Origin of the sequence: Flavobacterium agricola (assembly GCF_025919725.1) — a bacterium.
Lineage (GTDB): Bacteria > Bacteroidota > Bacteroidia > Flavobacteriales > Flavobacteriaceae > Flavobacterium > Flavobacterium agricola.
This window is the reverse complement of sequence record NZ_CP081495.1, coordinates 1,082,371-1,095,719: the sequence shown is the minus strand read 5'-3', so window position 1 is coordinate 1,095,719 and position 13,349 is coordinate 1,082,371. Positions and strand designations below refer to the sequence as shown.

Genomic DNA, 13,349 nt, shown 5'->3' with positions numbered 1-13,349 from the left:
CCTTACTAATTGTGCATAATTGTTGCTAATACTGCATTGTAGATTGGATTTATTTTGCTTGCTTTTATGAAGATAGAAATGCAAGTTTGTTTAAATAAAAAAGGCCGGTTAAAAACCGACCTTTTTGTATTAAAAATTACTGCCAACCGCCACCAAGTGATCGGTATAAAGTAATAATTGCATTAAGCTGTTTGTATTTGTTATCTATTAAAGAAAGCTCTGCGTTTAATGCGCTATCGCTTGCCGTAATAACATCTAAATAATTTACCATACCGTAAACTAAAAGTTCGTCAGAATATTCAACTGCTTTTTGTAACAAATCAACTTGTTGCTCGCGAATTTTGATTTTTTTAGTTTCGTTTTCGTAATTAGCAAAAGCATTAGAAACTTCTTGAATAGCAACTAAATATTGCTTTTCATATTGTAAAAATGCTTTTTGTTGGTTTGCTTTAGCAACCTCGAAATTGGTTTTAATTGCACGACCGTTTAAAATAGGGGCTGTTAAACCCGTTACAATGTTAGCAAACAAAGAATTTGCGTTAAACAAATCTTTAGTTTCTAAAGCTTGAAAACCTGACGTTGCATTGATTGTAAACGACGGATAAAAATTAGCTCTAGCAACGTTAGTTTGCTCAAACGTGCTCATTAAATTGTATTCAGCAGCAATTAAATCAGCTCTGTTAGCTAATAAAGTTGATGGAACTCCTGTAGAAATATCAATATCAATTTTTTGATCTGCTAAGCTAGCACGTTCAATACTTTTTGGCGCGTTACCAATTAAAATGCTTAAACTGTTTTCTAAAACACCAATGTTGTATTTAATATCTTCAATCGTAACTTTGGTAGCTAGCATCTGAGATTCGGTTTGTTTCACCCCAACTTCATTTACCGTACCGCCTTCTTTTAAAGATTTAATTACTTCAACACTTTTTTCGCGGTTTTTTAAAGCTGCTTCAGCAACTTTTAATTGCGCATCAAAAGATAATAATTGGTAGTAAACCGATGCAATAGAACCAATAATTTGTGCTTGTAAAGCTTTGTTTGTTGCTACGCTTTGTAAATACGTGGCAGCTGTGGCTCTTTTATTGCTTCTGATTTTACCCCAAATATCTGCTTCCCAAGATAGGGAAGGAGATAATTGATATTGATCTAATTGAGAAAACAAACCCCCAAATTGAGAATTTTTAGAAATTTCCTGATGCGTCCATGTTGCAGATGCATTAATGGTTGGGAAATATCCGGCTTTACCACGTTTCATTGATGCCTCGGCAGCAGCAATGTTTTGAGCAGCAATTTGAATGTCGTAATTATTTTCTAATCCTTGTTGGATGTAGTTTTGTAAATATTGATCTGTAAAAACTTTATTCCACTCAATTTTTGCGATTGATGTGGTATCTTTTTCAACAACTTCGGTTCTGAAATTTTCTTCAGCTTTTAAGTTAGGGCGTTCGTATTTTTTAGCAACTAAACAAGATTGCATTAAAAAGCTTGCCCCAACAACAACCGATATTCTAGTAATATTTTTATTCATTGTCAGTTTCTTCAATCGTTTTAAATTTATTTGGACTTACTTTTTCTTGTAAGTTTTGGAAAATAACAAACAGAACCGGTATAATAAATACCCCAATTAAGGTTCCGATAAGCATTCCTCCAACAGCTCCCATACCAATAGAACGGTTACCAACGGCACCAACTCCGGTAGAGAAAGCCAACGGTACTAATCCTAAAATAAAGGCAAACGATGTCATTAAAATTGGACGTAAACGAGCTTTAGCACCATCGTAAGCAGCGTGAACTACTGACATACCGTTTCTTCTACGTTGAATAGCATATTCTACAATTAAAATACCATTTTTAGAAAGTAGACCTACAAGCATAATTAAGGCAACTTGGAAATAAATGTTATTTTCTAACCCTGCCAAATTAATAAAGTAAATAGCTCCAACAATACCCACCGGTAAAGAGAAAATTACTGCTAATGGTAAAATGTAACTTTCGTACTGCGCACTTAATAAGAAGTAAACAAATACTAAACATAATATGAAAATTAACGTAGCTTGGTTACCCGCTAAAATTTCTTCTCTTGACATCCCAGAGAATTCATATTCGTAAGTTGGGTTTAAATGCTCGGCAGCAACTTCTTGTACAACACGAATAGCATCTCCAGATGAATAACCTGGTGCAGCTTTACCTGTAATTTTTGCAGATTTAAGCATGTTAAATCTTGAAACAGATTCTGGACCATAAACTTTACTAAACGTAATAAACTGAGAAATAGGAATTAATTCGCCAGCGTTGTTTTTAACGTTAATTTTTTCAACTGACGATAACTTGTCAATATCTTGTGGTTTGGCCTGAATCATTACACGGTATTGCTTACCAAATCGGTTAAAATCGGTTGTATATAATCCACCATAATAACCTTGCATGGTATTTACAATATTTGTAACAGAAACCCCAGCATTTTTAGCGCGATCTACATCAATATCCATTTGATACTGAGGGAAGTTAGGGTTAAAGTTAGAAATGGCATACATAATTTCTGGACGAGCATTTAACGCCTGAATATAAGCGCCAATATTGGCATTCATATCTTCCCAGCTGTCGTCATTTTTACTTTGTAAGTTAACCTCAAAACCGTCGGCAGTACCGAAACCTTGAACTGATGGCGGAACTAAGAATAAAATACGTGCATCTTTAAATCTAGCCGCTGTTTTAGCTGTTAGTTTTTGCACCACGCGATCAACACTTAAGCTATCATCTTTACGGAATTCGAAATCGGTAAGTTTAACAATTCCCATTCCGTATGATCCACCGTTAATGTTGTTAATAATACTACGACCAGCAACAATCATTCGTGATTCAACTTCAGGCATTTCAGCTAACATCGTATCAATTTCAAATAAAACTTTTTGTGTTTCTTTTAAAGTTGTACCAGCTGGCATGCTTAAGTCCATAATAATTGCACCACGGTCTTCACTCGGAATAAATCCAGCAGGAGTAGTACTAAATAAATACCAACCAAAAACACCAGAAGCTACCAAAATAGTACCAGTAATCCATTTATGTTTGATCAAAGCTTTGATGGAACCAACGTATTTATCGGTTAACACATCAAAACCTGTGTTAAATGCAATAAAGAAACGGTCTTTTACGCCTTTTTTCTGATTGTTTTTTTCTGGGTTGTGTGGTTTTAATAACACAGCACATAAAGCTGGTGAAAGCGTTAGCGCGTTAATTGCTGAAATTACGATGGCTACTGCTAAAGTAATAGCAAATTGTTTATAGAAAACCCCAGCAGGTCCTGAAAGGAAAGATACCGGCACGAAAACAGCAGACATTACTAAGGTAATAGATACAATAGCACCTGTAATTTCGCTCATCGCACTTTTTGTAGCTTCTTTAGCGTCGGTATATCCTTCTTCTAGCTTGGCATGGACGGCTTCAACCACAACAATGGCGTCGTCTACCACAATACCAATGGCCAGAATCATAGCAAATAAGGTTAATAAGTTGATTGAGAAACCAAACATTTGCAAGAAAAAGAATGTACCTACAATAGATACTGGTACAGCAATACCAGGAATTAAAGTTGATTTAAAATCTTGTAAAAAGATATAAACCACGATAAATACTAATAAAAAGGCTTCAAGAAGCGTGTGTGTAACTTTTTCTATCGATGCATCCAAGAACGTTTTAACGTCCATTGGAATAATGTATTTTAAACCTTTTGGAAATGATTTAGATTCTTCAGCTAAAATTGAATTCAGTTCTTCAATAATATCATTTGCGTTTGATCCTGAAGTTTGAAAAATACCCATTGCAACCCCAGGTTTACCCATACCGTAGTTATTTACAGCATAGTTAAAAGCACCAAGTTCAATATCAGCAACGTCGCCAATACGAACAAATTGGTTGTTGCCTAAAGATTTAATAACAATATTTTCGTATTCTTCAACTTGGTTAAAACGACCGCTATATTTAATAGCATATTCGTAAACACCGTCTGAATTATCACCAAATTTACCTGGTGCTGCCTCAATGTTTTGTTCTAATAACGCTGCTTGAATTTCGGCTGGCGAAACTTTATAAGCTGACATTTTATCTGGATCAATCCAAATACGCATTGAGTAATCTTTACCACCAAAAACTAATACCTGACCAACCCCTCTAACACGTTGAAGTTTAGGTACAATATTAATGTTAGCGTAGTTTTGTACGAATGTTGCGTCATAATCAGGGTTTTCTGAAAATAACGACAAGAACATTACTGCAGATGTTTGCGATTTAAACGTAGTTACCCCCGTTTGATTTACAATTGCGTAATAATCTGCTTGTAGCTCTTGCTACACGGTTTTGTACGTTTACTGCGGCAATATCCGGATCTGTACCCAGTTCGAAAAAAACCGTAATGTTGGCACTACCATCATTTGCAGCGGTTGACGTCATGTACGTCATGTTTTCAACTCCGTTAATTTGTTCTTCTAACGGAATAATAACAGAATTTAATACTGTTTCAGCATTTGCCCCGGTATAATTTGCCATAACTTGTACCGTTGGTGGTGCAATTTCTGGATATTGTTCTACCGGTAATGATATTAATCCTAAAACACCAAGGATAGTGATTAATATTGATATTACTGTTGACAGAACGGGTCTGTCAATAAATGTTTTTATCATAAATTTTAATTATTTATTTAGCAGATGTTGCTGTTTAATTATCGTTTTTAGAAGAAAGTGTTACAGTAACCGGTTGCCCGTCTCTAACTTTTGCTAATCCTTCCGTAACAATTACATCTCCTACTTCTAAACCAGAAGCAATAATATATTCACGATCTGTTTGATTTAAAATTTCTACTGTGCGAGATTGTGCAATACCATCTTTATCTACAACATAAACTAAATTTTTACCTTGTAAGTCTAACACCGCTTTTTGTGGAATTACTAATACGTTTTCATAGCTTACCGGAAAAATAATAGTTCCGCTTGATCCTGAACGTAAAATAGCATCCGGATTATTAAAATCGGCACGTAAACGCGTAGTACCCGTATTTGCATCAATTAAACCTTCAATTGCAGCAATTTTACCTGATTCAGAAAAAATGCTATTGTCAACCAATCTTAATTGTACAGCTGGTGCATTTTTAATTTTTTCTGGTGTTGATGCACCCGGAACGTTTTTAGCAAATGCAATCATTTGCTTTTCATTTAGATTAAAATAAGCGCGAACTTGTTTGGTATCTGAAATAGTGGTTAAAGGCGGATTAATAGTAGAACTAACTAATGCTCCTGGTTTATATGGTAATGCACCAATAACACCATCGGTTGGTGCAACTACGTTTGCATAGTTTATATTGGCTACAATTCCGCTATATGTTGCTTTGGTTTGCGCTAAACGTGCTTTTGCAGCTTCTAGTAAAACGCTACCAACAATTCCTTTTTCTACTAACGGAGTTAAACGGTCTACTTCAACCTGAGCAGCTTCAATAGCAGCTTTTGCGGCAGATGCATCTTGTGTTAATACGTCAGTTTCTAATTTAAATAAAAGTTGGCCTTTTTTTACGCTTTGTCCTTCATCAACATAAATTTCTTTAATGAATCCGTTAGCTTTAGGTCTAATTTCAATGTTTTTTAAACCTTCAATTTTAGTTGGGAATTCTAAATTAACCTGAGCGGGTGCTTGGGTTACAGTTATAGCTTGTAATGCTAATGGAGCAGGTTGTGGTTGTTCTGCTGTTTTATTACATGATACAAAAGTTAACGTACCAAATAAAGTGATAAGTACAAATGTTTTTTTTATCATTTTAATATAAAGAATTTAGTATTGGATTTTTGTTAAGGTATTATCTATGGTGTAATTAATTTGTTCTAGGTAGTACTTGAAAGCTTCAATATTATTTACCTGAATTAAATCGTCTTTGTTTTCTGCAGTTTGCTGAAAATAATCAATCATATCGTCAATTAAAACTAGTTCGCGGGTAATAATACCCTTGGCATGTTCTAATAAATCAGACATTCGGTTAATCTTGTAATATTTTTTCCGATCGTTAGGTTTGTTTTCAAAAACAATTCTTTTCTGATCAATCAAACTATTTAAACTCGTTGATACTGAACTTTTACAAGCTTTGGTATAATCTATAACTTGGTCAAAAGTAATTTCGTTCTTTCTACCATAAATTAATACATAAGCAAATATTTTTGCTTGCAACGGGCTAAGCTTATAACTTTCTAAACAATGCTCCGTATAATTATCTATTAATTTTTCTAAAGTTTTATCCATTTTGTAAGTAAAAATGCAAATATATAAATTAGTTCGTTTTTTACCGAACCAAGATGTATTAAAATTTAATTAATTTTTTATTATTAAATTATTACATAAAAAACACAGTTTCGTAATTTACGTTGCGTTATGTGTTTTATTTTGTTGGTTTGATTGTGTTTTTATTGAAATTAACTTTGTGTTTCGTTATTCTTACCTAATCTGATTAAGTAAATCTAGATGTTATTAGGTACTAAATTTGGAAAAAATGAGTTTTATTGTTATTTAAATTCCTTTTTGATATTTAAGAGATAAAATGAATTCATTATAATTTTGGCAGAAAATCAGTTTGCTTTTGGCAGATTTTTTTTATTTTTTGTGACGAAACGTCGGCGCAAACAAAATGAAAATGACAATTTGACATTTTATTTAGTAACTTTTATTTTGGCACAAAGATTGACTAATTCAAAGCAACCAACATGGTTGAATAAAGAAGTTTAAAACATAAAATAGATAATAAAATATTATGAGCAAAATTATAGGTATTGACTTAGGTACAACAAACTCATGCGTTACAGTAATGGAAGGTAATGAACCAGTTGTTATTGCTAATGCTGAAGGTAAAAGAACTACACCGTCTGTAATCGCATTTGTAGAAGGTGGTGAAATTAAAGTAGGTGACCCGGCAAAACGCCAAGCGGTTACTAACCCAACAAAAACTATTGCATCTATTAAACGTTTTATGGGAGAAAAATTCTCAGACGTTTCTAGTGAATTAGGTAATGTTGCGTACAAAGTAGTAAAAGGTGATAATGATACACCACGTGTAGATATTGACGGACGTTTATATACGCCACAAGAATTATCTGCAATGATTCTACAAAAAATGAAAAAAACAGCTGAAGACTTTTTAGGTCAACCAGTTTCTCAAGCAGTTATTACAGTACCTGCATATTTTAATGATGCGCAACGTCAAGCAACTAAAGAAGCAGGTCAAATTGCAGGTTTAGAAGTAATGCGTATTATCAACGAGCCAACTGCAGCTGCATTAGCTTACGGATTAGATAAAGGTGGACAAGATAAAAAAATTGCTGTTTACGATTTAGGTGGAGGTACTTTTGATATTTCTATCTTAGAGTTAGGTGACGGTGTTTTTGAAGTTTTATCTACAAACGGAGATACACACTTAGGTGGTGATGATTTTGACCAAGTTATTATTGACTGGTTAGCTGAAGATTTTAAAGCGGCAGAAGGAATTGATTTACGTCAAGATCCAATGGCATTACAACGTTTAAAAGAAGCTGCTGAAAAAGCGAAGATTGAATTATCATCTTCAACTCAAACAGAAATTAACTTACCATACGTTACTGCAACAGCTACAGGACCAAAACACTTGGTACAAACTTTAACGCGTGCTAAATTTGAGCAATTAGCTGCTGATTTAGTAAAACGTTCTATGGAACCTGTTGCAAAATCATTAAAAGATGCTGGTTTATCTACATCTGATATTGATGAAGTAATTTTAGTTGGTGGTTCTACACGTATACCAGTAATCCAAGAACAAGTAGAAAAATTCTTCGGTAAAAAACCATCTAAAGGAGTTAATCCAGACGAGGTTGTTGCTGTAGGAGCTGCTATTCAAGGTGGTGTTTTAACTGGTGAAGTAAAAGACGTATTATTATTAGACGTAACACCGCTTTCATTAGGTATTGAAACAATGGGTGGAGTATTCACTAAATTAATTGAAGCGAATACAACTATTCCAACTAAAAAATCTCAAATTTTCTCAACTGCAGTTGATAACCAACCATCAGTAGAAATTCACGTGTTACAAGGTGAGCGCCCAATGGCAAACGATAACAAAACAATTGGTCGTTTTCACTTAGAAGGTTTACCACCAGCACAAAGAGGTGTGCCTCAAATTGAAGTAACTTTTGATATTGATGCAAACGGTATTATTAAAGTTTCAGCTACTGATAAAGGAACTGGTAAATCTCACGATATTCGTATCGAAGCTTCATCTGGTTTAACTGCTGAAGAAATTGAAAGAATGAAACAAGAAGCCGAAGCAAATGCTGAAGCTGATAAAATTGCAAAAGAAACTGCTGAAAAATTAAACGAAGCAGATTCAATGATTTTCCAAACAGAAAAGCAATTAACTGAATTTGGTGACAAATTATCAGAAGGAAACAAAACTGCAATTCAAGGTGCTTTAGAAGAGCTTAAAAAAGCTTACGAAACTCGTGACGTAGCTACAATTACTCCAGCGTTAGATAAAATTAACGAAGCATGGAAAGCTGCATCAGAAGAAATGTACAAAGCACAAGATCAAGGAGCGGCACAACAAGCACAACCAAACCAAGGTGGTGGAGATGCAACTCAAGATGTAGATTTTGAAGAAGTAAAATAATTGAATATTATTTCATAAATTTAACCTCGAGCCCTAAAGTTCGAGGTTTTTTTATTGCATAAAATTTAAATATCATGGAACAACTTACGCCAGGTAATCTTAATATTTTAAAAGCCATTGCGCAAAACAACAACCGCGAATGGTTTACCGAACATAAACCCGAAATAGACGTTGAGTTTGATCAGGTTAAAAACTTTTTTAAAAGCTTGTACGCTGAAATGGAAAAGCACGATCAGTTAGAACCTATTCATATTCACAGGTTATATCGTGATGCACGTTTTTCTAAAAACAAGCTCCCGTATAAAGATTATTTTGGCTTGCATATTCCGCGTCAAAAACCGTATTTGCGCGGTGGTTATTTTTTACGAATTAAACCAGGAGGTTGCCGCGTTGCTGGCGGATTTTATGGTCCCGAACCTAATGATTTAAAACGTATTCGCGAAGAAATAGCTTTAGATCCGGATGAATTTAGAAGCTTTTTTACCACGCCTGAATTTAAAAAATTATACGACGGATTAGAAAGCGAAGAATTAAAAACGGCTCCGAAAGGATATCCTAAGGATCATCCTGCAATTGATTTACTGAAAAAGAAATCATTTATTATTTATAAAGATTTTACAGATGCCGAAGTGCTATCTCCTGATTTTTACAATAAGGTTATTGCCTGTTTTTTGGGCTTCCGTCCTTTTTTTGATTACATGTCGGCAGTTTTAACCACCAATTCTAACGGAGAAAATATTTTTTAATATTTACAATATTTATATAATAAGAAACAGGCAATAAAAAGCCTGTTTTTTGCGTTTAATTGTCCGATAATGAAGCTGTTTTTTTACAGCAAATTCTATAAATATGTTGAACGTTGTACCAAGCCCTTCTTTAGCAGAAGGTACTATAAAATATAAATCACATCAAATAGCTAATTTATGTAGCTTAAAAATTCCAGAATTTTTAAATCCGTTTCGATGCGATATTTTTAGAGCGATTTCAGAAGATGGATTAACCGAACTTTCTGTTACCATTTTTGAAAAACCGTATTGTAATGAAGTTTTAAACGCTAGTTTTTTAAAACAGTTAAAAGCGCATCAGTTGGTAAATTCAGATTTTAGCACACCATCTTTACAAAGTACCTACAAAATAACGGATAACTATTTAACAACAAGTTTTAATTTAGATAATGAAATTCAGTACAACTTAACCAGTACTAAAGTTGTAAATAATCGATTAATGTTATGTGAAATTATTTATTGCCAACACGGATCTTGTTTTGATTCTGATTCATTTCAAGTACTCGAAAATATAAACAATTCTATTCAATTTCATTAAAATAAAAAAGGCAGCTTTAAAGCTGCCTTTTTATGTAAGTAATTATTTTACCTCAGAAAGATTTTTCATTTCACTTTCGATCATTTCATAAAACTGATCGATTTTTGGCATAATAATGATTTTTGTTCTACGGTTTTTAGCGCGGTTAGCAGCTGTATCGTTCGGAGCTACAGGAACGTAGAAGCTACGACCAGCAGGAATTAATTGTTTTGGATCAACTCCTAAATCATCTTGTAAAACGCGAGCAATTGATGTAGCACGTTTAACAGATAAATCCCAGTTGTCTTGAATGATTGAGTTTTTGATAGATAAATTATCAGTATGTCCTTCAATCATACATTCAAATTCTGGTTTGCTTTTTACAACTTGTGCAACTTTAGCTAATACTTTTTTCGCACCAGCGCTAACTTGGTAGCTACCTGATTTGAATAATAAGTTATCAGCGATAGAAATCATGATAACTCCTTTTTCAACATTAATGTTAATGTCTGGATCTTGTAAACCAACATCGCTTTTTAAAGCTGAAACTAATGCTAAAGTAACACTGTCTTTTTTAGTTAAAGCATCTTGTAAGCGAGTAATTCTTAAATCTTTTTCTTTTAAACTTTCTAAAGATTTTTCAAGATTTTCAGCACCTTTTTTAGTTAAGGTAGTTAAATTACCCATGTTGCTAATTAAATCGATGTTGTTTCTTCTTAAGTTAGAAACTTCTTCGCTTAATTGAGATTTCTCAGCTAACGTTGTGTTTAATTTCACAGTACAGCTGTTTAATAAGTCTTGAATTTCTTGATTTTTAGCTTCTAATTCTGCTACTTGTTTCTTTGCTCCACAAGAAGAAAGCGTTAAAGCAACCACAGATAAAGCAATGAATACTTTTTTCATAAAGTTTGAGTTATACGTTTATTAATACCACAAAATTATAAAGATATTTGACTTAAAATGTTTTTAAATTATAAAATTATGCTAAATATTACTAAAATGTGTTATATTTTTTATAAAGTACGCCCAAATGATTGATTTTGAACCATAATACGATTCTTTATGTGTTCCATTTCTTTTCTTCAACATTTTACTTAGCATGCGATAAAAAGCAAAATGAGAAGTTATAATGGCCCAAACATGTGCAAATTGTCCTTTAAAAAACAAACGCACGCCTGCTAAACCATCTAAACACAAGCGCAAAAAGATAATAGCAAATAATTTATTTTTAGGAAGGTTTTTGGCCAACATGCACAAGCTGTTTCTAAAATTTAAAAACGTTTTTTTAGGATTGCTATGCTGTAAGGTTGCACCACCTAAATGATATACCGTAGATTCGGCACAATAATAGGCTTGATAATTGGCATTATATGCACGCCAACATAAATCTATTTCTTCTTGATGTGCAAAAAAATCGGTGTCAAAACCTTGTAAGGAATTAAAAACATCTTTTTTAATAAAAAAACATGCTCCAGATGCCCAAAAAATAGGAGCAGAGCCGTACGTGTTTTTAGCTTCTAACGTTTCAAAAATACGGCCGCGGCAATAAGCAAATCCGTATTTATCTATAAATCCGCCGGCAGCACCAGCATATTCATATAATTTTTTGTTTTTATAATCGGCAATTTGTGGTTGCACAATGGCAACATTTTGCTTTTCAGAAAAAACATTTAAAATAGGTGTTAACCAATTTTCTGTAACTTCAATATCCGAATTTAGTAAGCATAAAATAGGTTCTTCAACTTTTTTTAAGGCCAAGTTGTAACCTGCTGCATACCCATAATTTTTATCGTTTTGAATTATTATAATTTCAGGATAATGCTGTTGTAAAAATGCAACAGAATTATCTGTTGATGCATTATCTGCAACATATATTTGTGCTTGTTGTGAATATTTTACGACCGATGGTAAAAATTGTTCTAGTAAGTTTTTACCATTCCAGTTTAATATTACAAGGGCTAATTGTTTCAATTGGTTTTGTAGTTTAATGTTTCTTGCAAAATGTCAATAACATGCTGCTGAATTTCTTGTTCAAATTGGTCGTTGTTTAAATTTTTAGCAGCGTAATCAAAATATTCTAAATATTCCTTGGTTAATTCGGTACTAAACGAATTTGGATTTCCGCTTATAAACAACAAATAATCGTTTTTAATTTCAGGATATATTTCACGCGTTTTTGCCTCGTAGGTACGCGTATTTTCCATGCCTAATAAATAGCAGCTTAAATAAAATGCATAAACTTCTTTGGCGGTGGTATTGTAACGCGATTCGGGGTTATCTATAATAAACTTTTCCCAACGCAAAATGCGCTTTCTAATTTCTTTCCACGGTACAACAATGCCAGCATCAACCTGAAAAACAACTTTGCTATCTTCGGCATAATTGTTTAAAAAGGTTTCTAAATCTGAGGTTACTTTACCTTTAAAAAGCTGATAAAAATAATCGTGTTTAAACTGAAAGCTGTAATATCCTTCGCCTTCGTAAACCAATTCTATGCCTAAAGTTTTTAAATATTCAATTTGTTTTTTCCATTCTTCCGGAATTTCGTTGGGCGGATAATTTACATAATTATCTAAAATATCACTTTTTGTAAAGTTAAACGAGGTTAAATTGGCAATAAGTTCTTGCGAATAATCTTCGTACAGTAAATTCGCTTCTAAGCTGCTTTTTTTGCGCAATAACGAATCCAGCTCGTTTTCGAGCTTTAAAATGTTTTGAATGTAAATATCGCTGTTTAACGAATCTGGGAAAAAAATGGCTTTTTTGTTTTTCGCATTGCGTAAATGAATTTTACGCTCTAAATCAGAATCAACAAAAGTAACCGAATCGGTTTGTGTTTCGGTATCCATTTTTAAATCTTTTTTACAGCTTAAGGTTAGTACCTGAATAACAGGTAAAGCATATAATAAAATTTTGTTTTTCATTTGTTAAGGTAAATTTTGTAAAAAAACATAACCTTGATTTTCGTAATCTAATTTACAAAAATAATGATTGATGCCGTTGGTAACCATTAAATAATTGGCATCAAGCACCCCATTATATCGCGCAATTTGATCAAAAGTTTCTTGTGTTATGGTAACTTGAGGCGCTTTGCATTCTACCAATAAAAAAATACTTCCGTCCGGATTAAAAACAACCACATCGTAACGTTTGTTCATGGTATTAATTTTCACCACTTTTTCAACATTAATATGCGATAAGGGATAACCTTTATTTTGAATCAGATAATGTACTACGTGCTGTCTTACCCATTCTTCGGGAGTAAGAATCACAAATTTTTTGCGTACTACATCGAAAATAGATGTTTTATTTTCGCTATTTTTGAAGCGAAACTTAAAAGTAGGAAAATTAAGCGTTTGCATGTTGCAAATATCTATT

Annotated in this window: 10 protein-coding genes and 1 pseudogene; 3 read left to right on the top strand and 8 right to left on the bottom strand. The window is 33.2% G+C overall.

Features of this window, described 5'->3' with window-relative positions; translation table 11 throughout:
- Positions 1-136 precede the first annotated feature (136 nt).
- From K5I29_RS05480 to K5I29_RS05465, 4 genes and pseudogenes are all read right to left on the bottom strand, one after another.
- Positions 137-1,531: an efflux transporter outer membrane subunit gene (locus tag K5I29_RS05480; RefSeq protein ID WP_264434895.1), complete on the bottom strand. Its 1,395-nt coding sequence runs from the start codon at positions 1,529-1,531 to the stop codon at positions 137-139.
- Positions 1,524-4,680, bottom strand: a pseudogene (locus tag K5I29_RS05475) (efflux RND transporter permease subunit). The gene K5I29_RS05480 and the pseudogene K5I29_RS05475 overlap by 8 nt, the downstream one beginning before the upstream one ends.
- Before the next feature lie 34 nt (positions 4,681-4,714).
- Positions 4,715-5,803, bottom strand: a complete 1,089-nt coding sequence (locus tag K5I29_RS05470) for an efflux RND transporter periplasmic adaptor subunit (RefSeq protein ID WP_264434894.1) — start codon at positions 5,801-5,803, stop codon at positions 4,715-4,717.
- A 15-nt stretch (positions 5,804-5,818) separates the two neighbouring features.
- Positions 5,819-6,280, bottom strand: coding sequence for a hypothetical protein (locus K5I29_RS05465; protein WP_264434893.1), 462 nt, complete (start codon positions 6,278-6,280; stop codon positions 5,819-5,821).
- Positions 6,281-6,785: 505 nt separating this feature from the next.
- Between K5I29_RS05465 and dnaK the strand changes: the two genes are divergently transcribed.
- The 3 genes from dnaK (at position 6,786) to K5I29_RS05450 (ending at position 9,992) form a co-directional block, all read left to right on the top strand.
- The gene (gene dnaK / locus K5I29_RS05460) at positions 6,786-8,669 is read left to right on the top strand and encodes a molecular chaperone DnaK (RefSeq protein ID WP_264434892.1); all 1,884 of its coding nucleotides are present in this window, start codon (positions 6,786-6,788) and stop codon (positions 8,667-8,669) included.
- A gap of 74 nt (positions 8,670-8,743) precedes the next feature.
- Positions 8,744-9,415: a DUF2461 domain-containing protein gene (locus tag K5I29_RS05455; RefSeq protein ID WP_264434891.1), complete on the top strand. Its 672-nt coding sequence runs from the start codon at positions 8,744-8,746 to the stop codon at positions 9,413-9,415.
- A 103-nt stretch (positions 9,416-9,518) separates the two neighbouring features.
- A complete protein-coding gene (locus K5I29_RS05450) occupies positions 9,519-9,992 on the top strand; it encodes a hypothetical protein (RefSeq protein WP_264434890.1) in 474 nt (157 codons plus the stop codon).
- A gap of 42 nt (positions 9,993-10,034) precedes the next feature.
- On the opposite strand, the gene K5I29_RS05445 is transcribed toward K5I29_RS05450, so the two are convergent.
- The 4 genes from K5I29_RS05445 to K5I29_RS05430 form a co-directional block, all read right to left on the bottom strand.
- Entirely contained in the window at positions 10,035-10,874 is an 840-nt protein-coding gene (locus K5I29_RS05445; protein WP_264434889.1) for an OmpA/MotB family protein, read from the bottom strand.
- An 81-nt stretch (positions 10,875-10,955) separates the two neighbouring features.
- Positions 10,956-11,942: a glycosyltransferase family 2 protein gene (locus K5I29_RS05440; protein ID WP_264434888.1), complete on the bottom strand. Its 987-nt coding sequence runs from the start codon at positions 11,940-11,942 to the stop codon at positions 10,956-10,958.
- Positions 11,939-12,895: a hypothetical protein gene (locus K5I29_RS05435; RefSeq protein ID WP_264434887.1), complete on the bottom strand. Its 957-nt coding sequence runs from the start codon at positions 12,893-12,895 to the stop codon at positions 11,939-11,941. Before K5I29_RS05435 ends, K5I29_RS05440 begins: the two co-directional genes overlap by 4 nt.
- Before the next feature lie 3 nt (positions 12,896-12,898).
- Positions 12,899-13,333, bottom strand: coding sequence for a type I restriction enzyme HsdR N-terminal domain-containing protein (locus K5I29_RS05430; protein ID WP_264434885.1), 435 nt, complete (start codon positions 13,331-13,333; stop codon positions 12,899-12,901).
- Positions 13,334-13,349 lie beyond the last annotated feature (16 nt).